This is a genomic window from Bacteroidales bacterium, assembly GCA_026418905.1.
Lineage (GTDB): Bacteria > Bacteroidota > Bacteroidia > Bacteroidales > DTU049 > JAOAAK01.
Map to the genome: position 1 here is coordinate 52,166 of JAOAAK010000018.1, position 21,160 is coordinate 73,325.

The window sequence follows — 21,160 nt, forward strand, 5'->3', positions numbered from 1 at the left end:
TTAATATCTTTTTGTAATTCTTCCCCTGGACAAATCATATGGCGACATTTCCAGTCTTACCTTATCCCCCGGTAAAATTTTAATGTAGTTCATTCTCATTTTACCTGAGATATGTGCTAAGACTATGTGCCCGTTGGGTAATTCAACGCGAAACATAGCATTCCCCAAACTTTCTATCACAGTTCCATCTATTTCAATGAGATCTTGTTTGGCCATATGTAATTTTTTTCTACAAATTCATAAGTGGAAATAACTTCAGGATGTTGATCTCTCACTACCACCATATGCTCAAAATGAGCACTGGGTTTTCGGTCCTTTGTTTTTATAGTCCAACCATCGGAAGCAACATAAACCTCATAGGTTCCCATGTTGATCATTGGTTCTATGCAAAGTACCATGTTCGTCATTAATTTCATCCCTTTATGCTTTTTACCATAATTAGGTACTTCAGGCTTTTCATGCAAATTTTTCCCAATCCCATGCCCGACTAAATCTCGAACGACACTGAACCCATGTTTTTCCACATGTGTTTGAATTGCATTACCAATATCTCCCAGATGATTACCTGCTATAGCTTCCCTTATCCCCAGTTGCAAAGCTTCATAAGTCACTCGCACCAGATCTCGTGCTTTTTCATCTATGTCTCCGACGATAAAAGTATATGCATAGTCGCCAAAATAACCCTTGAAATAAACCCCGCAATCCACAGAAACTATGTCACCTTCTTGAATTACCCTATCGCTAGGTATTCCGTGTACTACCTCATCGTTGATCGAAACACATAAAGTAGCCGGATATCCACGATAACCTTTAAAAGCAGGCATAGCTCCGTGGGAAAAAATGAACTCCTCTGCTATCTTATCGAGCTGTGCAGTAGTTATACCGGGGCGGATCAATTTTGCTATTTCGCCTAATGTTTTCCCAACAAGCAAAGAACTTTCTTTAATCTTTTGTATTTCTTCTTCTGTTTTTTGCAAATCAATCATAATCAGTACCCCATCATACCAGGTGAAGTTCTACCTTTAATTCTGCCACTTTTGGTCAGTCCATCATAATGTCGCATGAGAAGATAACTTTCTATTTGCTGCAACGTATCCAAAACAACTCCAACCAAGATAAGCAATGAAGTTCCACCGAAGAATTGGGCAAACTGCGAATTCACATCAAAAGTTCTAACTAAAGCAGGCATGATAGCAACAAAAGCAAGAAATAGAGAACCTGGTAAAGTAATTTTTGACATTACATTATCAATAAATTCAGCTGTTGGTTTACCTGGCTTAATACCAGGGATAAATCCTCCGTTTTTTCTTAATTCTTCAGCCATTTGCGTGGGATTAATTGTAATAGCTGTATAGAAGTAAGTGAAAATAATGATCAAGAAAGCAAAAACTAGATTGTACCAAAATCCATCAGGATTTATCATAGAAGATAGGAATCCAGATAATTCCTGACTTTTTGCATACCCTGCTATGGTAACAGGCAAGAACATGATAGCTTGAGCAAAAATAATAGGCATCACACCTGCAGCATTAACTTTAAGAGGTAGATACTGGCGAACTCCACCATATTGTTTGTTTCCGATAACTCTCTTAGCAAATTGAATAGGTATTTTACGAGTTCCCTGAACAAGCATAATAGTAATCACTACTACAACAATTAAAACTATAAGTTCGACAATGAAAACAAACAGACCACCCCCGCCAACTTCAAGGCGAGAGGCAAATTCAGCCACCAGAGCAAATGGGAATCGAGCTATGATCCCAACCATGATAAGCAAAGAGATTCCATTTCCAATCCCTTTGTCGGTTATTCGCTCACCTAGCCACATCACAAATAATGTTCCAGCAGTTAACAAAATGGTTGAAGAGAACCTAAATAAAAAAGGTAAATGGGTTATATCAGATCTAAAAGGGTAAATTCCTTCAGGTGGAATCATGGATGTTACGTAACTTAAGTATCCTTGAGATTGAGCTATAACAACAAAAACAGTTAAATAACGAGTTATCTGATTTAATTTTTTTCTGCCACTCTCTCCCTCCTTTTGCAATTTCTGAAAGTAAGGTACAGCTACTGTTAAAAGCTGAATAATAATAGATGCAGAGATGTAAGGCATAATACCTAGTGCTAAAATAGATACTGATGAAAAAGCACCACCAGAAAAAATGTTAATCAACTCAAGAATTCCACCCTGCCCTATCGATCCAGATTCTTTCAAAACTTGAGGATCAATTCCTGGCAAAATGACATGAGCTCCAAGTCTATAGATTAAAACAAGAAAAAGTGTGTAAAGAATTCGTTGTTTTAATTCGTCTATTTTGTTAATGTTTCGAATAGTGTTTATTAATCTGCTCATTATTTAGTTATATTTTAAATTATTGAAGTTATACCTCCTTGTTTTTCTATTGCTTCCATGGCTTTTCGTGAAAAAGCATGGGCACTAACATTGATTTTTTTAGTAATTTCTCCTCTTCCAAGTATTTTCACTTTGTCATTTTTTCCAATCAAACCATGTTGATTAAGAATTTCGGGTGTAATTTCTTGCAAATCAAACTGTGTAACTATGCGTTCTAAAGTATCAAGGTTAATAGCTTTGTAAAAAATCTTATTAGGATTGGTGAATCCAAACTTAGGAATTCTTCTATACAATGGCATCTGTCCACCTTCAAAACCAATTTTTTTACTATATCCACTTCTGGACTTTGCACCCTTGTTGCCACGAGTTGAAGTGCCTCCATGACCAGAACCTTCGCCCCTGCCTATTCTTTTTTCCTTGTGTACAGAACCCTTAGCTGGCTTTAACTGATCCAAACGTATCATGGTTATCAATTTAATTAATTTCCTTATATAACAATAAATGCTGAACTCTTTTAATCATTCCAAGAATTTGTGGAGTTGCCCGATGTTCTACCACAGAATTCAGTCTACGTAATCCCAATGCTTTAATGGTTCTCTTGTTCTTCAAAGGTTCACCTATCACACTACGAATCAACTGAATTCTTAACCTTTTCATATGCTATCCATTAAAAACTTTTTCCAATGGAATATTTCTCATTTGAGAAACTTCGAAAGGATCTTTTAATTGCAACAAAGCAGTCATGGTTGCTTTCACCACATTATGAGGATTGGTTGAACCTTTACATTTAGCTAAAACATTTTTAATTCCCACGCTCTCAAGAACAGCACGCATGGCACCTCCTGCAATTACACCTGTTCCGGGAGCAGCAGGTTTTATTAATACTTTAGCTGCACCAAATTTGGCTTCAACTTCATGTGGTATGGTTCCCTTTAAAATATTTATTTTATACAAGTTTTTCTTAGCATCTTCGACACCTTTAGAAATAGCAGAAGTTACTTCTTTGGCTTTTCCTAAGCCAATACCAACAATACCATTTTCATTCCCAACCACTACAATAGCTGAAAAACTAAAAGCTCGGCCGCCTTTCGTTACTTTTGTTACACGTTTAACAGTGACCAGCCTTTCCTTTAATTCAGTATCAACTGCCCTTACTTTTTTATTAATAACTCTCTGCATAAAATTAAAATTTTAAACCTCCCTCTCTGGCACCTTCAGCCAGAGCTTTTACTCTCCCGTGATACTTGTATCCATTTCGATCAAAAACAACTTCAGTAATACCTTTTTGAATAGCCAGTTCAGCAATTTTTTTCCCAACCAATTTGGCTTTATCTGTTTTCGTGCCAACCACTTGAGCTACCTCTTTCACGCGAGATGAGAAAGCAGCAAGTGTTCGACCCGCATAGTCATCGATTAATTGAACGTAAATTTCCTTGTTACTTCTAAAAACAGACATCCTAGGTCTTGAAGATGTTCCTTTTATTTTTTTCCGGATCCTCATTTTGATCCGCCATCTTCTAAACTCTTTTTCGTTTTTAAATTTTGACCTCATAGTTTTTCGATTTTACTCATTACTTAGCAGCTGCAGCTTTACCAGCTTTTCTACGTATGTATTCATTAATGTAACGGATACCTTTTCCTTTGTAAGGTTCAGGCTTTCTCAATGCTCGAATTTTGGCCGCCACCTGACCTAACACTTGCCTATCATATGAACGCAAAATTATTTTTGGATTTTGTCCTTTTTCAGTAATTACCTCAACTTGTACTTCTTTTGGCATTTCAAATATCACATTGTGTGAAAAACCTAAAGAAAGATCCAACAAGTTTCCAGAAACAGATGCTTTATAACCCACACCTACCATTTCCATGGTGATGGTAAATCCTTCGTGAACTCCTTTAACCATGTTGTTGATAAGTGTCCTATATAAGCCATGATAAGCTTTCGTTTGCTTTTCGTCGTTTAATCGTTCACAAATAATTTGATTATTTTCTACTTTAACTCTTATGGTAGGCTTAACCTCTTGCTTTAATTCTCCCTTAGGTCCTTTAACCAACACCACATTATCGGGCGTAACCTTAACTTCTACGCCTTTGGGTATAAAAATGGGCATCTTTCCTATTCTCGACATGATAATTCCTCCATTTTTAGGCTATATAACATATTATTTCACCTCCCACATGATGTTTACGAGCTTCTTTGTCAGTCATCAATCCCTTGTTTGTGCTTATGATTGCAATACCAAGCCCGTTCATCACACGTGGCATATCTTCCACTGAAGTATACTTTCGTAAACCGGGTGTGCTAACACGTTTTAGCATTGATATAGTAGGCATTTTAGTTACAGGGTGGTATTTTAAAGCCAATTTGAGTATTTTTTTGTTCATTTTTTCATCAACTTTATAACTTAAAATATATCCATGTTCCTTTAAAATTCGTGCAATTTCAATACGCATCTTACTAGCAGGCACTTCCACCACCCTATGCTTGGCTTGTAGAGCATTTCGCACACGCGTCAAAAAATCGGCAATAGAATCTGTGCTCATAATTTCACATTTTTACCAACTTGCTTTTTTTACACCTGGAATTAAACCCTGATTGGCCATAAATCGGAAATTGATACGAGATATACCAAAATCCCTCATGTATCCTTTTGGACGGCCATCGATCATACATCTATTATGAAGGCGAACTGGAGAGGAATTACGTGGAAGACGCTGTAAAGCAAGGTAATCACCCTTAGCTTTAAGTTCGGCTCGTTTTTTTGCATACTTTTCCACCAACTGCCTTCGCTTTCTTTCTCTTGCTTTCATGGATTCCTTTGCCATAACTATGATTTTTTAAATGGCATACCAAAAAGTTTTAACAATTCAAATGCTTCCTTATCTGTTCGAGCAGATGTTACAAAAGTTATATCCATCCCTGAAATCTTATATATTTTATCGATATTGATTTCAGGAAAAATAATTTGCTCATTGATTCCAAGTGTGTAATTACCTCTTCCATCAAAACCTTTGTCATTAACACCTCTGAAATCACGAATCCTAGGAATAGCTGCTGATATAAGGCGATCCAGAAATTCATACATGCGATCTCCACGCAATGTAACCCGAACGCCTATGGGCATTCCACGACGAATTTTAAAATTTGAAACATCTTTCTTTGCTTTAGTAATTACAGCACGTTGCCCAGTGATTAGAGTTAACTCACTTACAGCAAATTCAAGCAATTTTTTATCCTGTGTTGCTTTGCCAACACCTTGGTTGATGCATATTTTTTCAAGTCGTGGAACCTGCATGATAGATTTATACTGAAATTTTTCCATCATGGCAGGTCTAATTTCATCAAAATATTTTTTCTTTAAACGAGGTACGTAGTTTGTCATTTAATTTCCTCCTTTGATTTTTTTGAATAACGAACTATAGTACCATCTTCCTTCCTAACACGACCTACACGTGTAGGTTGACCCTTATGATCAATGAGCATCAGATTGGAAATATGTATAGGTGCTTCTTTACGAACAATTTCCCCTTGTGCATTTCGTGCACGTGGTTTTTGATGTTTAGCAACGATGTTAACTCCTTCAACTAGTGCTTTATTGAGTGAAGGGAAAACCTTGATCACACGACCCTGTTTCCCTTTATCATCACCTGCAATAACCAATACAGTATCTCCCTTTTTTATTTTCAGTTTAAACCTTTTTGTTTCTGACTTCATAGACAAAGCATTTCGTTATAAAACTTCTGGTGCCAATGAAATAATTTTCATGTACTGTTTTTCACGTAGCTCTCTAGGTACAGGTCCGAAAATGCGAGTCCCTCTTAGCTCGTCAGCAGGAGTCAACAATACTACAGCATTTTCATCGAATCTGATGTAAGAACCATCTTGTCGACGAATTTCTTTTTTTGTACGGACAACAACAGCCTTAGTCACAGTTCCCTTTTTAATGTTTCCATTGGGCAATGCATCCTTGACAGTCACAATAATCTTGTCACCTACAGACGCATAACGCCTTTTGGTCCCTCCTAGTACGCGAATGCATAAAACCTCTCGTGCACCGCTGTTATCTGCCACTTTAAGTCTTGTTTCTTGTTGTATCATGGTTATTTAACTTTTTCAATAATTTCAACCACTCTCCATCTTTTTCTTTTGCTTAAAGGTCTAGTTTCCATAATAAGTACCTTATCTCCTACTTGACATTCGTTTTTTTCGTCATGGACCATATATTTCTTACTGCGAGTTACTACTTTCTTATATATAGGATCTTTCACATGACGTTCTACCAAAACCACTACAGTTTTGTTCATTTTGTCGCTTACAACAATTCCAACTCGTTGTTTTCTCAATCCGCGCTTCACTTTATTTGTTTCCATTTTCTTTTCCTTCTAATTCTCTTCTTCTTAATTCTGTTAAAATTCTTGCTATGGTTTTTTTGGTTTGCTTGATAACATGCGGGTTATCTAAAGGACTAATTCTATGATTTAATTTGTATCTGGTTAAACTCAACCTTTCTTCTTCTAATCGTTCTTTTAATTCCTTAGTCGACATTTGACGAATTACTTCATACTTCATGGTACTAAAATTTATTTATTCTCCACGTAATCAGGGCGGACTACAAACTTTGTTTTTACTGGGAGTTTTTGGGCAGCAAGACGCAAAGCTTCTCTTGCAGCTTCAAGAGGAACTTCATCTACCTCGAATAGTATTCTTCCAGGAGTAACAGGTGCTACGTAAAATTCAGGATTTCCCTTTCCTTTACCCATACGTACTTCATTGGGTTTACGGGTGACTATTTTATCGGGAAAAATGCGTATCCAGACTTTCCCTTCACGTTTAAGATAACGAGTAAGCGCTTGACGTGCAGCTTCAATCTGACGGGAAGTGATCCAAGCACTGTCCAATGTTTTTATTCCAAAAGATCCAAATGCAACGGTATATCCTCGTTGGGCTATCCCTTTCATTCTTCCCTTCTGTACCTTACGGTATTTTGTCTTCTTTGGTTGCAACATAACTTTTACATTTTAGATTCTTGTTTTTTGGATTTTGCTTTGTTGTAATTTGGTCTATGAGGAGTTCCTATGCTTTTTTCCTTTCTTTCACCGCGACCCATATGAGCTTCACCTAGTCCATAAAAATCGGGCTTGCCATAAATTTCACCTTTACAAATCCAAACCTTAATTCCTAAACGACCGTATGTAGTATGAGCCTCTGCCAAAGCATAGTCAATATCAGCACGAAATGTGTGCAACGGTGTGCGACCTTCCTTGTAATGTTCTGTTCTTGCCATTTCTGCCCCACCTATACGACCCGATATGGTCACTTTAATACCCTCAGCTCCAAGTCTCATCGCAGAAGCTATGGCTGTCTTGATAGCTCTACGATGAGAAAAACGTCCTTCTATTTGCCGAGCAATATTATTTGCAACAAGAACAGCTTCAATTTCTGGACGTTTTACCTCGGAAATATTAATCTGTACTTCCTTGTTTGTTAATTTTCTTAATTCCTCACGAAGTTCTTCAACATCCCTTCCCTTAGCTCCAATAATAGCTCCTGGTCTAGCAGTGTAAATCGTCACGGTAATAAACTTAACACTTCGCTCAATAACTATTCTTGAAACTTGGGCACGGGCAAGACGTACTTGTAAATATTTTCTGATCTTATCGTCTTCAATTAACTTTTCAGCAAAATTCTTGCCCCCATACCAGATGGAGTCCCATCCTCTAATAATTCCTATACGATTGCCTATTGGATTTGTTTTTTGTCCCATTTTATTCTTTTACTGTTTCGTTAACTTTATTTTGTTCTTCGGTTTTACTACCTAATTCAATGGTAATGTGACTAAAACGTTTGCGAATTCGATGGGCACGACCCTGAGGAGCAGGTTGAATTCGCTTAAGCATTCGGGCTCCGTCTACCTTTACCGATTTTACGTACAAACCAGCTTCCTCTAATCTGATCTTATTTTCAGTTTTCGCCTTCCAACTGTCAATAGCTGAGAGTAAAAGCTTATATAGATAAATAGATGAGCCAAAAACAGAATTTTTTAAAATAGCTAAAGCATGCTCCACCGGCTTACCTTTTATAAGTTCAACTACTGCCCTCACCTTTCTTTGCGAGATAGGACAATTCTTTAAAGTTATTGAGTATTGAGTTTTCCTTAATTCTTTACGTTTCTCTGCTGCTATTCGTTTTCTTGCTCCCATGACCTAGTTCATTTTATTTTTTATCTTTTTTCTGACCTGCGTGACCACGGAAAATTCTGGTAGGAGCAAATTCCCCTAAGCGATGCCCTACCATGTTTTCAGTAATATAAACAGGTATAAATTTATTTCCATTATGTATCTGGATTGTAAGACCAACAAAATCTGGGGTGATCATAGATGCTCGTGACCAGGTTTTAATAGGCGTCTTGTTGCCGGTCTTCTGAGCTTCCAGCACTCTCTTCAATAGCTTATAATGTACATAAGGTCCTTTCTTTAACGATCGACTCATAAGCTTTTATTTTTTTCTTCTTTCAATAATGAACTTATCACTTGGTTTTTTCCCTCTGGTCTTGTAACCCTTAGCATAAATACCCTTGCGAGAACGTGGATGACCACCTGAAGCACGTCCTTCACCACCACCCATAGGATGATCTACAGGGTTCATAGCTACACCACGAGTTCTTGGACGCCTTCCCAACCATCTCGAACGACCAGCTTTGCCACTTCTTTCAAGATTATGCTCAGGATTTGAAACCACGCCTATGGTAGCACGACATGACTGAAGAACCAATCTTGTCTCACCACTGGGCATTTTTAAAACAGCATATTTCCCTTCTTTAGATAGAATTTGAATAAAATTGCCAGCCGATCTTGCCAATTTGCCTCCTTGCCCTGGCCTTAATTCGACATTATGCACCAACGTACCTAAAGGTATTTCGCTGAGTGGAAGTGTATTTCCTATTTCAATAGGCACATTCGTTCCTGAAATAATGGTCTGCCCAACTTTCAAACCTTGTGGAGCAAGGATATATCGTTTTTCTCCATCTTTGTAAACAACCAAAGCTATGCGAGCACTTCTATTGGGATCATATTCAATGGATTTCACAACAGCCGGTATACCATCTTTATTTCTTTTAAAATCAATGAGACGATACATTTTTTTATGCCCCCCGCCTCTGTATCGCATGGTCATCTTACCCTGATTATTCCGTCCGCCAGTACTTTTTCTATAAATAAGTAAACTTTTTTCAGGCTTTGTAGCTGTTATATCATCAAATGTACTCAATACTCGGAATCTCAGAGCTGGTGTAACAGGTTTAAATTTTCTTAGTCCCATGCTTTTCTTTTTTAAATGTTGCTATAAAAATCTATTGTATATCCATCCGCCAAAGTTACAATTGCTTTTTTAAAAGCATCTCTTTTCCCTTCTATCCATCCTCTTTTTGTGTAACGAACCACTCTCTTCCCCCTATAGAGCATGGTGTTAACAGAGGTTACTTTAACGTTATAAAGTTTTTCAACAGCTTCTTTAATTTGGATCTTATTTGCCTTCTTATGTACAATAAAGCCATATTTATTCAATTTCTCTCCCTGACGGGTCATTTTCTCAGTTGACAACGGTTTTATTAAAATATCATTGATCTCCATAGTTTATACGTTTAATGTTTTTTCTTCTTGTGATGAACCCCACAATGCATGTATGATCTCTAATGATTTTTCAGAGATAAATAGAATTTCTGCATTTAGTATATCATAAGTATTTAAATCTGAAGCACTTATAACTTTCACATTCTGCAAATTTCTGGTCGACAAATATACGTTATTATTCCATTCATCTAACACCCATAGTGATTTTTTTTCGTAAGAATCAAAATTTTTCAAAAAGGCAACAGCTTGTTGAGTTTTGTAATTTTCAAAATGAATGTAATCTATTATTCGAATAGCATTCTCGCGTGTTTTTTCAGAAAGAGCAATTTTTCTTGCCAAAATCGAAACCTTTTTGTTAACCTTGATGGAATAGTTTCTAGGTTTTGGTCCAAAAATCCTTCCACCACCAATCAGCAAGGGAGATTTAATATCTCCACGCCTGGCATTACCAGTACCTTTTTGCCTATATAGTTTTTTCGTGGATCCTGTTATTTCACTTCTTTCTTTAGTTTTATGGGTACCTTGCCTCTTTTCCGCAAGAATGCGTTTCACATCCAAATATATCACATGTGGGTTAGGTTGGACATTGAAAACTGTTTCATCCACCTTGACAGTTCTACCCACTTCTTTACCTTCAATGTTATAAACTTTTAAATCCATCTTTCTAGTTTTAAATAACCACCATTAGGTCCGGGAACCGAACCTTTTACAAGGAGGAGATTTTTTTCGGGGAAAATTTTGAGTATTTGCAAATTGATGATTTTAACCTTTTTTCCACCATCTCTTCCAGCCATTCTTAACCCTTTGAAAACACGACTTGGGAAAGATGACCCACCTAATGATCCAGGGGCTCTCAATCGGTTATGTTGACCATGAGTACTTTCACCAACTCCAGCAAAGCCATGTCGTTTGACTACACCCTGAAAACCTCGCCCTTTAGAAATTCCAGTAACATCAATAAACTCTCCTTCCACAAAAACTTCGTCAACAGTAAGAACTTGCCCCAGTTGCTTCCGTTTTTCTTCTTCAAAACGTGTAAATTCCATGAGAACTTTCTTAGGAGTTGTACTAGCCTTTTTAAAATGACCTATGAGAGACTTGGGAGTTTTGTTTTCCTTTCTTTCATCAAAGCCCAATTGTATTGCATCATAGCCATCTTTTTCCTTAGTTTTAATTTGGGTAACCACACAAGGACCGGCTTCAATTACTGTGCATGGGATCATCTTCCCAGAGGCATCTATGAAACCAGTCATTCCAATTTTTCTTCCTATAAGTCCAGACATGCTTGTGTATATTTAAAGTTATACAACTTTAATCTCAACCTCAACCCCGCGAGGTAATTCTAATTTCATGAGCTCGTCAATGGTTTTAGATCTCTCACTGTAATAAATATCTATCAACCTTTTGTATGTAGCCAGCATAAACTGCTCTCGCGATTCCTTGTGGACAAAAGTTGAGCGATTGACAGTATAGATTTTCTTCTCTGTCGGAAGCGGTATGGGTCCACTTACAACAGCATTGGTGGCCTTAGCTGTTTTGACAATTTTTTCAGCTGATTTGTCCACCAGGTAGTGATCGTACGCTTTTAATTTGATTCTAATCCTATTGCTCACGGCATTTAATTTTTAATCCAACTGACGAACAATAATTCCTTTTGTTTGATATACGATTTCTTTTACCAAATCCGGAGGTGTAACTGCATAATGTGAGAATTCCATAGTGCTGGTAGCTCTTCCAGACGTTAAACTTCGTAAACTGGTTACATAACCAAAAGTCTCAGCAAGGGGAATATTTGCTCTTACAGAAATAGCCTGAACCTGAGGCTCAACAGCAATAATCTCACCTCTTCTTCGAGTAATGTCACCTGTAACATCCCCCAAATACTCTTCAGGTGTTATCACCTCTAGCTTCATGATAGGCTCGAGCAAATGCATAGATATTTTACGACAAGCCTCTTTAAAAGCTAATGTTGAACAAATTTCAAACGCCATCGGATCACTGTCCACAGGGTGTACTACGACATCATTAAGTATGACATGAGCATGATATACAGGGTAACCAGCATACACCCCCGTCTGCATAGCGCTTTGTATGCCTCTTTGAATTGCCTGTTCAATTTCCTTGGTAACTTGTTTACCTTTGACTTTGTTTTCAAACAATAAACCTTTATAAGAAATTGACAAAGGAAATATAGTAATTTCAACTTCAGCGTATTTCCCTCTGCCTCCAGCTTGTTGTTGATAAATTTCTCGGTGAGTGATCTCTCGTGCTGGAGCTTCTCTGTATGCCACCTGTGGTTTACCAAGGTTAACTTCTATGTTGTATTCACGTTTGAGTCTATCTATAATAATTTCTAAGTGTAATTCACCCATTCCACTAATAATAGTTTGACCACTTTCATCATCTTGTTTTACTTCAAATGTAGGATCTTCATCAGCAAAACGTTGAAGAGTTTGCCAAAGCTTATCTACATCAGCTTGAACCTTAGGCTCAACAGCTATATTAACCACAGGCTCAGGAAATTCGATAGTTTCTAACACAATAGGGTGTTTTTCATCACATAAGGTTTCCCCAGTCTTTGAAAACTTCAATCCAACAATTGCACCGATGTCTCCAGCCTCAATAACATCAATAGGTATTTGTTTATTAGAGTGCATCCGAAGTAGCCTTGCTGCTCTTTCTTTTCTATTCAAATTAGAATTATAAACCTGATCTCCTTGCTCTATTCTACCACTATATACGCGAACATATGAGATCCTACCTACATATGGGTCATTAGCAACCTTAAATACCAATGCAGATAAAGGTTCTTCAGAGGAAGAATGGCGAACTTCTTTAGCTAATGTCTTTGGATTGATTCCTTCAACAGGTGGTATATCCAGAGGATTAGGCAAATATAGGCAAACCGCATCCAACAATTTCTGAACACCTGTATTATGAAACGATGCCCCACAAAAAACTGGATAAATCTTATTTTGTATGGTTAACCTACGTATTTCTGCTATAATTTCTTCATCACTGATGGACCCAGGATCATCAATAAATTTTTCCAATAATTCAGCATTTTGTTCAGCAACAACTTCGAGAATATGTTCCCGCTGTTTCTCAACTTCAGGAATCATTTCCTCCGGAATAGGAATTTGATAAAACTCCTTTCCTAAAGATGTTTGATCCCATTTATAAGCTTTTTTTTCGATCAGATCTATCACACCTATAAATGACTCTCCTTCGAACAAGGGAAGTTGTAAAGGAAGAGGATTTGATTTAAATTTTTCCTCAATTTGCTTAATCACTCTAAAAAAGTCGGCACCTTGCCTGTCCATCTTGTTAACATAGCAAATACGAGGGACGTTATACTTGTTTGCCTGACGCCAGACCGTTTCGCTTTGTGGCTGAACCCCTCCTACAGCACAAAAAATAGCAATAACACCATCCAATACACGAAGACTTCGTTCTACCTCAGCCGTAAAATCAACATGTCCTGGTGTATCAATGATATTAATTTGATATCTATTATTATTCACGTGCCAGTATACAGTTGTAGCAGCAGAAGTAATGGTAATACCTCGTTCTTGTTCTTGGATCATCCAGTCCATTGTTGCTGTTCCTTCATCCACTTCACCTATTTCGTAATTAACGCCGGTATAATAAAGGATCCGCTCCGTGGTAGTGGTTTTACCAGCATCAATATGAGCCATGATCCCTATATTTCTTACCGACGTCAGCTCCATCATTAATCTTTCTTAACTTAAACTTTAAAATGAGCAAAAGCTTTGTTAGCCTCTGCCATGCGATGAATATCTTCCTTTCGTTTAAATGCACCCCCTTCTTCTTTGTAGGCAGCAATAATTTCAGCAGCAAGCTTGGCAGCCATTCCTTTTTCGTTTCGCTTTTTTGCAAAAGCAATGAGGTTCTTCATTCCAATACTCATCTTTCTTTCGGGGCGAATTTCTGTAGGTATCTGAAATGTTGCACCTCCAATTCGACGGCTTCGCACCTCTACCTGAGGTGTTACATTGGCAAGTGCTTTCTTGAAAACTTCTAACCCGTCTTCATTGGTTCTCTTTGCAACAATTTCCAAAGATTGATAAAATATCTTAAATGCTTTATTCTTTTTCCCTCTTCTCATGATATTATTTACAAATTTGGTTACTATTATTTCACCAAATTTGGGATCGGGTTGCACTTCGCGTCGCTTGGCTCTAGCTTTTCTCATATCTTATTTATAATTTTATTTTTTCTTAGGACGTTTCGTACCGTACTTGGATCTTTGTTGTTTTCTATTTTCAACACCTGCCGTATCAAGTGCTCCTCGTACTATATGATATCTCACACCTGGTAAATCTTTTACACGTCCACCGCGAACAAGCACAATACTGTGTTCCTGCAAATTATGCCCTTCACCAGGAATGTAAGCCGTAACTTCATAACCATTCGTCAGGCGAACACGAGCAACTTTCCGCAAGGCTGAATTCGGCTTCTTTGGTGTCGTCGTATACACACGCGTACAAACTCCCCTCTTAAAAGGATTTCCCTGAAGAGCTGGGCTTTTACTCTTTTTCTTAACTTTCTCCCTTCCTTTTCTTATTAATTGCTGTATCGTTGGCATATATAAAGCAAATTACTTTTTCCCATTTTGGGCTTGCAAAGGTAGAGAGTTTTTTTGAAATAACAAATATTTTTATAAAAAAATGTTAAAAAGACGATAAAAAGATATTCATCCTTGAGGTCTCAAGCGGATTCGAACCGCTGTAGACGGTTTTGCAGACCGTTGCCTAGCCACTCGGCCATGAGACCATCGCAACAAAATTACAAAAAATATTCTTTCGTACGCAAATTATTTTGAGAAATATTATTTATTCCCAAAATTGCTTATATACAGCATCATATTTAATCGTTTTCCTATAATTTTTTATTTCAGAAAAACTCATCTCCTTTAATTTCCTTAACTTTTAATTTATATTTTTTGCTTGACTCTCATTAGCTAGTAATTGAATTTGGCGTAATGTAATCAAGTCACTAAAGCATCATTTTTTTTCTTCAATATTTGGTGGAAGCTGATGTTGAATGTTAATTCCTTTTAAGTGAGGAGGTGCATATGGAAATCTAAGGTCCTGATAGCGAGAAACAATTCGTCCATTCTCCACCTCATCTTTTCGAACAGCTATGATGAACCATGAAAACTCAACATTACTGGTTCCATTCATTTGTTCGACCACTTCAAAGCCTTCTTGTGTAATATTGGTTACATACATGCCATTGCAAGGCCCCAAAGGTTGAATAAAGACATTGGCGGGATGCTGATCATCAATAATGACATTGTAAGAAAAAATTTCATCTAATTTTACGTAAGCTCGCCCATTTTTTAATTTTCCTCGCCCCATATCGTGAAAAACAACCTGTGGTGCTTCCGGGCAAAACATGATACGTTCTTGTTGATTCAAATCTTTTACGATGGTTCCAGCCGCACCATTTCCTGTTATTTTATATTCAGTTCCACCGATAAAACCTCCTATCTGAGCCATGCGAGTTGTGCCTACATTATTTCGCCACATAGCATAATATGCTTGCCTGTCGCCACTGGTGTTGGTAGCATAACTAAAAGTGCCTGTAGACGTACCCGTAAAATAACCACCACAACCATCACTAGGGATGTTTAAAGCAGAAATCCCATTCCCTACTCCCACTACACCAATGCTTTTGGAGCCACGAGTCTCCCCCCAGATGGCAAAACTTTGCGAAGTTGTATTATTATTAGATACACCCCAAATAGTAATAGATTGTGGTGCATCGTTTTGACCATAAACAGCTGTACTAGGAGAATTAGGATTGGTAGGAGCAGTAGTGGAACTATTATAACCTCTAATAGCATGACCGTCATTGGAGTACGTACGACCATCAACACCAAATACAACGCCCGAAGTAGCCAAGTTTTGCCCATACAAAGCTTTTGAAGAGTTGGTAGTTGAATTTACCTTTCCCCAAACTCCATAAGTAATACCACTTGCATTCACATAAACTTGTATACCATTCCCTGCAAACTGAGAACTTTCAACATAAATTGCATCACCCAAGTTGTTAGTACGGACATCCAACTTTCCATTTACAGTAGTTGTTCCGATACCTACTTTTCCATCCGTGGTCAATCGCATAATTTCGTTGTTAGCAGTTTTAAAGATAACTTCTTTAAGATCGGTTGTCCCAAGAAAATGTGTACCAGGTACGATTCCTGCATTACCCGCCAAAAGCCATGCATAGTTTCCTGCTGAAGATGACGAAATAAGTAAAACCCATTTATTACCATCCCAATAGTAATAACCAGGCTGAACATCGTTCACCATTGCAGTATTAAAAACCAGCAAACTCGTAGCTGGGGAACTGATGGGACTTGGTGAAGTAGTACTATTAAGAGATACCCTTGGAATAAGTACACCTTTTCCACTAGATCGAATTTCTAACATAGCAGAGGCATGTGGTGTGATCATCGTTTCTGAAATACCAACGTTCTGCCCCTTAATAAAATACAATATAAAGATTGCAAAAAAAACATATAACTCTTTCATGTTTTTTTTCAAAATTAAAAAAAATCATTTTTTGGAGTAAATGAAATGCTGCTTAATTTTTAACTACTGCAAAAAAAATTCGCTAAAATCAAACAACATTGTCATGAAAAATTTTTAGCAAAAAAATTAGGATACGTTTGCTTTAATTAAAAGAAACTATTATTAGCAGCATTTCGTCTGTATTTAAAAGGATTAGGATTGACATACTGGAGTAATATTTCAAAAGCTCCTCGTCCATTCGATGCTTTGGCAAGACCTGAAATGTTGATATCATACACTAAGCCAAAAGCAAAACTTCCTACTTCAAACGTAAGATAAGGATTAATTGCATCACCTACACGAAAATATCCACCCAATGTGAGTGCAGACTCTTTTACAAATCCCGTATAACGCGATTGCTCTTTTAGCATGAACCGTCCGCCCATCCCAAAAGTAATCATGCGAGCAGGACCTTGAAATGCTGTTAAGACTTCAGGAATAAGTGCTGTATTTGTATAAAAAAGACCTATCTGCCCACGAAAATGAAACAAGAATTTACTGTAAAGTCTTTTAAATTCTTCTCCCGTAAAATCGATCTTAGGCCTGTTAATGTGATGGTAAGCTACGCCAACATTCAACTTCACACCATCGTTGGAGGCTATGGAAGTTTCATTACTTACATAGCTATATAATAGACCAGCAGATACATCTCCCATCTGTCGTTTTTCAGAAGTAATGTTTTCCCCACTAGGAATGGAAGCATCAAAGCCATTTCCTGTAAACTGATTATGCCAAAAAAGACCACTTTGATCAAAGCTTTGCTGCACATAGGCACCATTAAGACCAGCAGATAGGATACTTTTCATACTTAATATCACATGGTAAGCTATAGAAAGTGTCGCTTTTAAAGTCTTGAATTCGCTGCTACCTGTTTTATCCGATAAAAGAGTACTTCCCACAGCCAAAAAACCAGTTTGGCTAGTCTTCTTAGCAATTCCCATGTCAAAACTTGCCAAATATGTTACGTAAGGCTCCGTAACGCTTTTCCATTGATTTCGATAAACAAGAAGACCTCTCTGATCGCCAGCAAAAGCACCGGTATTTGCAGGATTCAAATTCAAAGCAGTAGTGTTAAAAAAAGAAAAATGAAAATCCTGAGCTTCTATCCTTTCAAAACCGATTAATATCATTAATAAGTATAAGTACTTTCTCATATCTCTACCTTAATTAATTTTTTAACGTACGACTGTTATATTACCTTTCTTGATCACAGTTTCATCGTTAATGAAAGTGACACTTAAGTAATAGACAAAGACTCCAGGATCTACGGGCTTGCCTCTAAATGTTCCATCCCATCCTTGCTGTAAGGTAGTTGTTTCAAAGACTTTTTCACCCCAACGATCGTAAATAAAGAATTTCATTTGTTTTATTCCTCCACCTAGGACATACAACACATCATTCATACCATCACCGTTGGGTGAAAAAATATCTGGAACCCATACACCAATATCGCCACAGTAATCATCAGAAGCAACAACATTGACGGAAGCTGCATCCTTACAACCATTGGCATCAGTTACCGTAACGGAATAAATTCCTGGAAGCAAATTTACTATCGTATCATTCGAAGCATTGTTGTTCCAAACATAGACATAAGGTTGGTTTCCACCGGTTACTTGAACCCATGCTTTTCCGTCGGCGGAATCCATGCAAATCTGGTTTTGTGAATAAATTTGAATCGCTGGAGCCGATAGAACAACAAGATAGATGGTATCTTTGTCACCGCATTGCCCAGCTATGGTATAAATAATCATGTGAGACCCACTTCCTGCCGTAGCAGGATTCCATGTTCCATTTTGTGAATTTGTGATACCTGGGCCACTCCAAGTACCACCTGCAGTAACAGCAGTGAGTTGAACAGGATTCTCATTGGAGCAATATGTTGTGTCGGTAGTAGTAATGGTAGCATCAGCGTAAGGTTGAACAGTTACAATAACTGCATCACTGTTAGAACAATTATAAGAGTTGGTCACTGTCACACTGTAAGTGCCTGAAGTAGAAACAATGATTGTTTGTGTATTTTCATTGGTACTCCACACATAAGTTTCTCCCGGGTTTCCGGCATCGAGTACAGCTTGTTGTCCTTGACAAATCGTTATATCAGGTCCTAAATTAACCACAGGTGCAGGCCATACGGTCACCTGAATAGCATCCGAAGTTGAGCATATCCCACCATAGGTGACTGTAACGCTGTAGGTGCCACTGGTACTGACGTTAATGGTAGAATTTGAAGAACCCGTACTCCAATTGTAAGTAGCACCAGGATTGCCAGCGTTGAGTACCAACGTGTTGCCCTGACAAAAAGCTGTATCATTGCCTAGATCTACTACAGGATAAGGATACACGGTAATGGTTACCTGATCAGTAGCTGAGCACAACCCTCCGTTTGTAACTGTAACACTATATGTACCTGATGTGCCTACGGTAATGGTTTGCGTATGTTCATTCGTACTCCAATCATACAAAGCACCAGGATTACCAGCATCCAGAACGACTGTGTTACCTTGACAAATATTCTGGTTAGGTCCTAGTTCAACAACAGGCGTATTGATCACAGTGACCTGAATGGCATCTGATGCGTTACAACTGCCTGCAGTAACAGTTACGCTATAGGTACCAGATGTGCTGACCTGTATAGATTGGGAATTACTACCGGTACTCCAGCTGTAGGAATCGAATCCTGTTCCTGCATTTAAAGTCAGTGGTGTCGTGCTACAAATGGTGGTATCGTTTCCCAGATTCACAATTGGCGCTCCACGAGAAAGGGCGAAAGCCTGCTGAGAAAAATCATTCCATGCATTTACCCATCCATAATACATGGGCGTACCAGCTGTGGTTGCTGAACTTACCAGCTTTCTCCATTGGTTAGGAGCTAAATACCATCGTGCCAGGTTATCCCAATTACCATCCTGGACTGGATTATAATAAATTCGCATGTTTACAGCATCAACACCAGCGGTACGATTGATTTGATGATAAAAGTATGGATTAATCTGGCAAAGACCTGCCTCCATTTGAGAACGGTCATAACCTTCCGAAGTTGCGTCTACATTAGCCATTCGCACTACATACGTATTGGCAGCAGCAGTAGCAGGTGTCAGTTCGACAGGACGATAACGTGGTGTTCCCACACTCGAACCTACGGGGAACAAATAAGATGCATTTTGATTTGTTTGACGTGATAAGTAACCCCCATTGAGACTGCTAACAAAACCAGTCGTGCGTTGAATTGCATTGGTAGACGTATTGAGTACATACATCGTGTAGGTTTGTGTTGCAAGTTCTCGATCGTTGAGGTTGAGAACACCCGCGACTTGTTCGTGCTGAGCTTGTGTTTTGATACCCGTGCCCAACAGAGTTAAATTGAAAAAAGTTGTAATTTGAGTTCCCCCAAGTGTTTGATTTCCACCCTTGAGCATCACGTGTCCGTTATTGTGATTGAATGTGGCGTTGTTGGTCCAGTTCCCCCAAAGATGAATATTTCCAGCGCCATTTATAGTCGCGTTGTTGGTGAGATCACCTGCTATGTAAAGGTCAGAACTTGGAACAGCTTCTAACGTAACAATCCCTCCCGACGCATTAGTTAAAGATCCATTGACCTGTACGATGGCTCCACTTTTAAGATGCACCACTGCTCCATTGTTGTAAAAGAGCTGTGCATCCAACAAACACCAACCCACAATCATGATCAGAAAGGCAATCGACTTCATGATCACTCCTCTATTTATTTGTTAGGCATGTAACGCAACGTCTTGTGTTGGGATGGATCTTCGTTCTCATCACGTAATAGTTTCAAAGTTTGTTGCGATCTAGGTTCAGCAAACTTCATCATAAGTTGTTTCTTCTCATCAGGTACACGTATCTTTTCCAAAATATCTTTTGGAGGTTCTATTACTTGGGTTTTTTCAACTCGCTTAGCCATAGCTACCCAATTGAATGTCATGGGTCCATTTTCACTCACCAACGTAAAACCACTTTTGTCTGCATTTTTCACATAAAATTCAGCATCAGGACTCGTAGGTGTGATCATAACCACAGGTACTTCAACTAAATCCATTTGCTGGAAATCTTTTGAATAAGATATACGCACTTCTCTACCACTAACGCTTCCCACCCCATACTCAGTTACCGGTACGTGCTTTTCAATCAGTTGCAATCTTTCATCCACATGTTTTACACCTACAATGGCAAGAGAAGCGATTTCATAATCTGAAACAAACGAAAAAGTGTTATCTTTGACATAATCGGGCAAATCCTCAACAAAAAAGCCCAAGTGATAGTTGAAGCGTGTTCTCATGTAATGATCATTCGTCAATTGATCAACTTCTGATTTATACTTATACCAACGAGGCTCGAGTTTACGAATATCATTCATGACTAGATCCTTATAATCCCAAACGTTAACAACATCTCTTTTATATGCTTTGCGCGACCCGGTTTGCCAACCATTTATAGCATAACCTGTAAACCAAGGTGTAGTAGATGTCCCCACCCTTCCAGAATTAGGAGTTCCTGGAGCTAAGGTGGGCTCACCAGCAAGATTGTTGATAAGTATGGCTGTCTCTTATACACATCT

At 38.1% G+C, this 21,160-nt stretch carries 30 protein-coding genes, 1 tRNA gene and 1 pseudogene; all 32 read right to left on the bottom strand.

Annotation, left to right across the window (positions count from 1 at the left end):
- On the bottom strand, positions 1 to 216 hold the full coding sequence (infA, locus tag N2Z72_03975; GenBank protein MCX7696838.1) for a translation initiation factor IF-1: 216 nt from the start codon (positions 214 to 216) through the stop codon (positions 1 to 3).
- Complete coding sequence (map, locus tag N2Z72_03980) at positions 189 to 986, bottom strand: type I methionyl aminopeptidase (GenBank protein MCX7696839.1); 798 nt, start codon at positions 984 to 986, stop codon at positions 189 to 191. The genes infA and map overlap by 28 nt, the downstream gene beginning before the upstream one ends.
- Positions 987 to 988: 2 nt before the next feature.
- Positions 989 to 2,353: a preprotein translocase subunit SecY gene (gene secY, locus N2Z72_03985; protein MCX7696840.1), complete on the bottom strand. Its 1,365-nt coding sequence runs from the start codon at positions 2,351 to 2,353 to the stop codon at positions 989 to 991.
- A gap of 14 nt (positions 2,354 to 2,367) precedes the next feature.
- Positions 2,368 to 2,814, bottom strand: coding sequence for a 50S ribosomal protein L15 (gene rplO, locus N2Z72_03990; GenBank protein ID MCX7696841.1), 447 nt, complete (start codon positions 2,812 to 2,814; stop codon positions 2,368 to 2,370).
- A gap of 13 nt (positions 2,815 to 2,827) precedes the next feature.
- Positions 2,828 to 3,010: a 50S ribosomal protein L30 gene (gene rpmD / locus N2Z72_03995; GenBank protein MCX7696842.1), complete on the bottom strand. Its 183-nt coding sequence runs from the start codon at positions 3,008 to 3,010 to the stop codon at positions 2,828 to 2,830.
- A 3-nt stretch (positions 3,011 to 3,013) separates the two neighbouring features.
- Positions 3,014 to 3,532, bottom strand: a complete 519-nt coding sequence (gene rpsE / locus N2Z72_04000) for a 30S ribosomal protein S5 (GenBank protein MCX7696843.1) — start codon at positions 3,530 to 3,532, stop codon at positions 3,014 to 3,016.
- Between the two features lie 4 nt (positions 3,533 to 3,536).
- Positions 3,537 to 3,905 (bottom strand): 50S ribosomal protein L18, encoded by a 369-nt coding sequence (gene rplR / locus N2Z72_04005; protein ID MCX7696844.1) that lies wholly within the window; start codon positions 3,903 to 3,905, stop codon positions 3,537 to 3,539.
- 19 nt (positions 3,906 to 3,924) lie between these two features.
- Positions 3,925 to 4,482, bottom strand: coding sequence for a 50S ribosomal protein L6 (rplF, locus tag N2Z72_04010; GenBank protein MCX7696845.1), 558 nt, complete (start codon positions 4,480 to 4,482; stop codon positions 3,925 to 3,927).
- A gap of 16 nt (positions 4,483 to 4,498) precedes the next feature.
- Positions 4,499 to 4,897, bottom strand: a complete 399-nt coding sequence (gene rpsH / locus N2Z72_04015; protein ID MCX7696846.1) for a 30S ribosomal protein S8 — start codon at positions 4,895 to 4,897, stop codon at positions 4,499 to 4,501.
- Between the two features lie 12 nt (positions 4,898 to 4,909).
- Complete coding sequence (gene rpsN, locus N2Z72_04020) at positions 4,910 to 5,179, bottom strand: 30S ribosomal protein S14 (protein ID MCX7696847.1); 270 nt, start codon at positions 5,177 to 5,179, stop codon at positions 4,910 to 4,912.
- 2 nt (positions 5,180 to 5,181) lie between these two features.
- Positions 5,182 to 5,736, bottom strand: coding sequence for a 50S ribosomal protein L5 (rplE, locus tag N2Z72_04025; protein ID MCX7696848.1), 555 nt, complete (start codon positions 5,734 to 5,736; stop codon positions 5,182 to 5,184).
- Entirely contained in the window at positions 5,733 to 6,068 is a 336-nt protein-coding gene (gene rplX / locus N2Z72_04030; GenBank protein MCX7696849.1) for a 50S ribosomal protein L24, read from the bottom strand. Before rplX ends, rplE begins: the two co-directional genes overlap by 4 nt.
- Positions 6,069 to 6,083: 15 nt before the next feature.
- The gene (gene rplN, locus N2Z72_04035; GenBank protein ID MCX7696850.1) at positions 6,084 to 6,452 is read right to left on the bottom strand and encodes a 50S ribosomal protein L14; all 369 of its coding nucleotides are present in this window, start codon (positions 6,450 to 6,452) and stop codon (positions 6,084 to 6,086) included.
- A 2-nt stretch (positions 6,453 to 6,454) separates the two neighbouring features.
- A complete protein-coding gene (gene rpsQ, locus N2Z72_04040; protein ID MCX7696851.1) occupies positions 6,455 to 6,724 on the bottom strand; it encodes a 30S ribosomal protein S17 in 270 nt (89 codons plus the stop codon).
- On the bottom strand, positions 6,711 to 6,923 hold the full coding sequence (rpmC, locus tag N2Z72_04045) for a 50S ribosomal protein L29 (GenBank protein MCX7696852.1): 213 nt from the start codon (positions 6,921 to 6,923) through the stop codon (positions 6,711 to 6,713). The genes rpsQ and rpmC overlap by 14 nt, the downstream gene beginning before the upstream one ends.
- A gap of 11 nt (positions 6,924 to 6,934) precedes the next feature.
- Positions 6,935 to 7,360, bottom strand: coding sequence for a 50S ribosomal protein L16 (gene rplP, locus N2Z72_04050; protein ID MCX7696853.1), 426 nt, complete (start codon positions 7,358 to 7,360; stop codon positions 6,935 to 6,937).
- Positions 7,361 to 7,491: 131 nt separating this feature from the next.
- Positions 7,492 to 8,118 (bottom strand): annotated as a pseudogene (gene rpsC / locus N2Z72_04055) (30S ribosomal protein S3).
- A gap of 1 nt (position 8,119) precedes the next feature.
- Positions 8,120 to 8,554: a 50S ribosomal protein L22 gene (locus N2Z72_04060; protein MCX7696854.1), complete on the bottom strand. Its 435-nt coding sequence runs from the start codon at positions 8,552 to 8,554 to the stop codon at positions 8,120 to 8,122.
- A 13-nt stretch (positions 8,555 to 8,567) separates the two neighbouring features.
- Complete coding sequence (rpsS, locus tag N2Z72_04065) at positions 8,568 to 8,843, bottom strand: 30S ribosomal protein S19 (GenBank protein ID MCX7696855.1); 276 nt, start codon at positions 8,841 to 8,843, stop codon at positions 8,568 to 8,570.
- A 6-nt stretch (positions 8,844 to 8,849) separates the two neighbouring features.
- Positions 8,850 to 9,671 carry a 50S ribosomal protein L2 gene (rplB, locus tag N2Z72_04070; GenBank protein ID MCX7696856.1) on the bottom strand — a complete coding sequence of 274 codons (822 nt, stop codon included), beginning with the start codon at positions 9,669 to 9,671 and terminating at the stop codon, positions 8,850 to 8,852.
- 11 nt (positions 9,672 to 9,682) lie between these two features.
- Positions 9,683 to 9,982: a 50S ribosomal protein L23 gene (gene rplW / locus N2Z72_04075; protein ID MCX7696857.1), complete on the bottom strand. Its 300-nt coding sequence runs from the start codon at positions 9,980 to 9,982 to the stop codon at positions 9,683 to 9,685.
- 3 nt (positions 9,983 to 9,985) lie between these two features.
- Positions 9,986 to 10,642 carry a 50S ribosomal protein L4 gene (rplD, locus tag N2Z72_04080; protein ID MCX7696858.1) on the bottom strand — a complete coding sequence of 219 codons (657 nt, stop codon included), beginning with the start codon at positions 10,640 to 10,642 and terminating at the stop codon, positions 9,986 to 9,988.
- Positions 10,633 to 11,265 carry a 50S ribosomal protein L3 gene (gene rplC, locus N2Z72_04085; GenBank protein MCX7696859.1) on the bottom strand — a complete coding sequence of 211 codons (633 nt, stop codon included), beginning with the start codon at positions 11,263 to 11,265 and terminating at the stop codon, positions 10,633 to 10,635. The genes rplD and rplC overlap by 10 nt, the downstream gene beginning before the upstream one ends.
- Positions 11,266 to 11,283: 18 nt before the next feature.
- Positions 11,284 to 11,595, bottom strand: a complete 312-nt coding sequence (gene rpsJ / locus N2Z72_04090; GenBank protein MCX7696860.1) for a 30S ribosomal protein S10 — start codon at positions 11,593 to 11,595, stop codon at positions 11,284 to 11,286.
- A gap of 12 nt (positions 11,596 to 11,607) precedes the next feature.
- Positions 11,608 to 13,713, bottom strand: coding sequence for an elongation factor G (fusA, locus tag N2Z72_04095; GenBank protein ID MCX7696861.1), 2,106 nt, complete (start codon positions 13,711 to 13,713; stop codon positions 11,608 to 11,610).
- Between the two features lie 17 nt (positions 13,714 to 13,730).
- The gene (rpsG, locus tag N2Z72_04100; protein MCX7696862.1) at positions 13,731 to 14,198 is read right to left on the bottom strand and encodes a 30S ribosomal protein S7; all 468 of its coding nucleotides are present in this window, start codon (positions 14,196 to 14,198) and stop codon (positions 13,731 to 13,733) included.
- A gap of 15 nt (positions 14,199 to 14,213) precedes the next feature.
- Positions 14,214 to 14,591: a 30S ribosomal protein S12 gene (rpsL, locus tag N2Z72_04105; GenBank protein ID MCX7696863.1), complete on the bottom strand. Its 378-nt coding sequence runs from the start codon at positions 14,589 to 14,591 to the stop codon at positions 14,214 to 14,216.
- Between the two features lie 117 nt (positions 14,592 to 14,708).
- Positions 14,709 to 14,779: transfer RNA gene (locus N2Z72_04110), tRNA-Cys, on the bottom strand.
- A gap of 230 nt (positions 14,780 to 15,009) precedes the next feature.
- Positions 15,010 to 16,545 carry a hypothetical protein gene (locus N2Z72_04115; GenBank protein ID MCX7696864.1) on the bottom strand — a complete coding sequence of 512 codons (1,536 nt, stop codon included), beginning with the start codon at positions 16,543 to 16,545 and terminating at the stop codon, positions 15,010 to 15,012.
- 146 nt (positions 16,546 to 16,691) lie between these two features.
- Positions 16,692 to 17,738 carry a PorP/SprF family type IX secretion system membrane protein gene (locus N2Z72_04120; protein MCX7696865.1) on the bottom strand — a complete coding sequence of 349 codons (1,047 nt, stop codon included), beginning with the start codon at positions 17,736 to 17,738 and terminating at the stop codon, positions 16,692 to 16,694.
- A 21-nt stretch (positions 17,739 to 17,759) separates the two neighbouring features.
- The gene (locus N2Z72_04125) at positions 17,760 to 20,294 is read right to left on the bottom strand and encodes a gliding motility-associated C-terminal domain-containing protein (protein MCX7696866.1); all 2,535 of its coding nucleotides are present in this window, start codon (positions 20,292 to 20,294) and stop codon (positions 17,760 to 17,762) included.
- Positions 20,295 to 20,308: 14 nt separating this feature from the next.
- Positions 20,309 to 21,076: a hypothetical protein gene (locus N2Z72_04130; GenBank protein ID MCX7696867.1), complete on the bottom strand. Its 768-nt coding sequence runs from the start codon at positions 21,074 to 21,076 to the stop codon at positions 20,309 to 20,311.
- Positions 21,077 to 21,160: the final 84 nt, after the last annotated feature.

Excerpts from the sequence above, each read along its gene's own strand:
- fusA (MCX7696861.1), bottom strand. The coding sequence starts at position 13,713 with ATGGAGCTGACGTCGGTAAGAAATATAGGGATCATGGCTCATATTGAT.
- secY (MCX7696840.1), bottom strand. The coding sequence starts at position 2,353 with ATGAGCAGATTAATAAACACTATTCGAAACATTAACAAAATAGACGAA.
- N2Z72_04120 (MCX7696865.1), bottom strand. The coding sequence starts at position 17,738 with ATGAGAAAGTACTTATACTTATTAATGATATTAATCGGTTTTGAAAGG.
- rpsS (MCX7696855.1), bottom strand. The coding sequence starts at position 8,843 with ATGAGTCGATCGTTAAAGAAAGGACCTTATGTACATTATAAGCTATTG.
- rplW (MCX7696857.1), bottom strand. The coding sequence starts at position 9,982 with ATGGAGATCAATGATATTTTAATAAAACCGTTGTCAACTGAGAAAATG.
- N2Z72_04115 (MCX7696864.1), bottom strand. The coding sequence starts at position 16,545 with ATGAAAGAGTTATATGTTTTTTTTGCAATCTTTATATTGTATTTTATT.
- rplN (MCX7696850.1), bottom strand. The coding sequence starts at position 6,452 with ATGATACAACAAGAAACAAGACTTAAAGTGGCAGATAACAGCGGTGCA.
- rplD (MCX7696858.1), bottom strand. The coding sequence starts at position 10,642 with ATGGATTTAAAAGTTTATAACATTGAAGGTAAAGAAGTGGGTAGAACT.
- rplR (MCX7696844.1), bottom strand. The coding sequence starts at position 3,905 with ATGAGGTCAAAATTTAAAAACGAAAAAGAGTTTAGAAGATGGCGGATC.
- rpsN (MCX7696847.1), bottom strand. The coding sequence starts at position 5,179 with ATGGCAAAGGAATCCATGAAAGCAAGAGAAAGAAAGCGAAGGCAGTTG.
- rplF (MCX7696845.1), bottom strand. The coding sequence starts at position 4,482 with ATGTCGAGAATAGGAAAGATGCCCATTTTTATACCCAAAGGCGTAGAA.
- rplC (MCX7696859.1), bottom strand. The coding sequence starts at position 11,265 with ATGTCTGGACTTATAGGAAGAAAAATTGGAATGACTGGTTTCATAGAT.
- N2Z72_04125 (MCX7696866.1), bottom strand. The coding sequence starts at position 20,294 with ATGAAGTCGATTGCCTTTCTGATCATGATTGTGGGTTGGTGTTTGTTG.
- rpmD (MCX7696842.1), bottom strand. The coding sequence starts at position 3,010 with ATGAAAAGGTTAAGAATTCAGTTGATTCGTAGTGTGATAGGTGAACCT.
- map (MCX7696839.1), bottom strand. The coding sequence starts at position 986 with ATGATTGATTTGCAAAAAACAGAAGAAGAAATACAAAAGATTAAAGAA.
- rplP (MCX7696853.1), bottom strand. The coding sequence starts at position 7,360 with ATGTTGCAACCAAAGAAGACAAAATACCGTAAGGTACAGAAGGGAAGA.
- rplX (MCX7696849.1), bottom strand. The coding sequence starts at position 6,068 with ATGAAGTCAGAAACAAAAAGGTTTAAACTGAAAATAAAAAAGGGAGAT.
- N2Z72_04060 (MCX7696854.1), bottom strand. The coding sequence starts at position 8,554 with ATGGGAGCAAGAAAACGAATAGCAGCAGAGAAACGTAAAGAATTAAGG.
- infA (MCX7696838.1), bottom strand. The coding sequence starts at position 216 with ATGGCCAAACAAGATCTCATTGAAATAGATGGAACTGTGATAGAAAGT.
- rpsQ (MCX7696851.1), bottom strand. The coding sequence starts at position 6,724 with ATGGAAACAAATAAAGTGAAGCGCGGATTGAGAAAACAACGAGTTGGA.
- rpsG (MCX7696862.1), bottom strand. The coding sequence starts at position 14,198 with ATGAGAAAAGCTAGAGCCAAGCGACGCGAAGTGCAACCCGATCCCAAA.
- rpsE (MCX7696843.1), bottom strand. The coding sequence starts at position 3,532 with ATGCAGAGAGTTATTAATAAAAAAGTAAGGGCAGTTGATACTGAATTA.
- rpmC (MCX7696852.1), bottom strand. The coding sequence starts at position 6,923 with ATGAAGTATGAAGTAATTCGTCAAATGTCGACTAAGGAATTAAAAGAA.
- rplE (MCX7696848.1), bottom strand. The coding sequence starts at position 5,736 with ATGACAAACTACGTACCTCGTTTAAAGAAAAAATATTTTGATGAAATT.
- rpsH (MCX7696846.1), bottom strand. The coding sequence starts at position 4,897 with ATGAGCACAGATTCTATTGCCGATTTTTTGACGCGTGTGCGAAATGCT.
- rplB (MCX7696856.1), bottom strand. The coding sequence starts at position 9,671 with ATGGGACTAAGAAAATTTAAACCTGTTACACCAGCTCTGAGATTCCGA.
- rpsL (MCX7696863.1), bottom strand. The coding sequence starts at position 14,591 with ATGCCAACGATACAGCAATTAATAAGAAAAGGAAGGGAGAAAGTTAAG.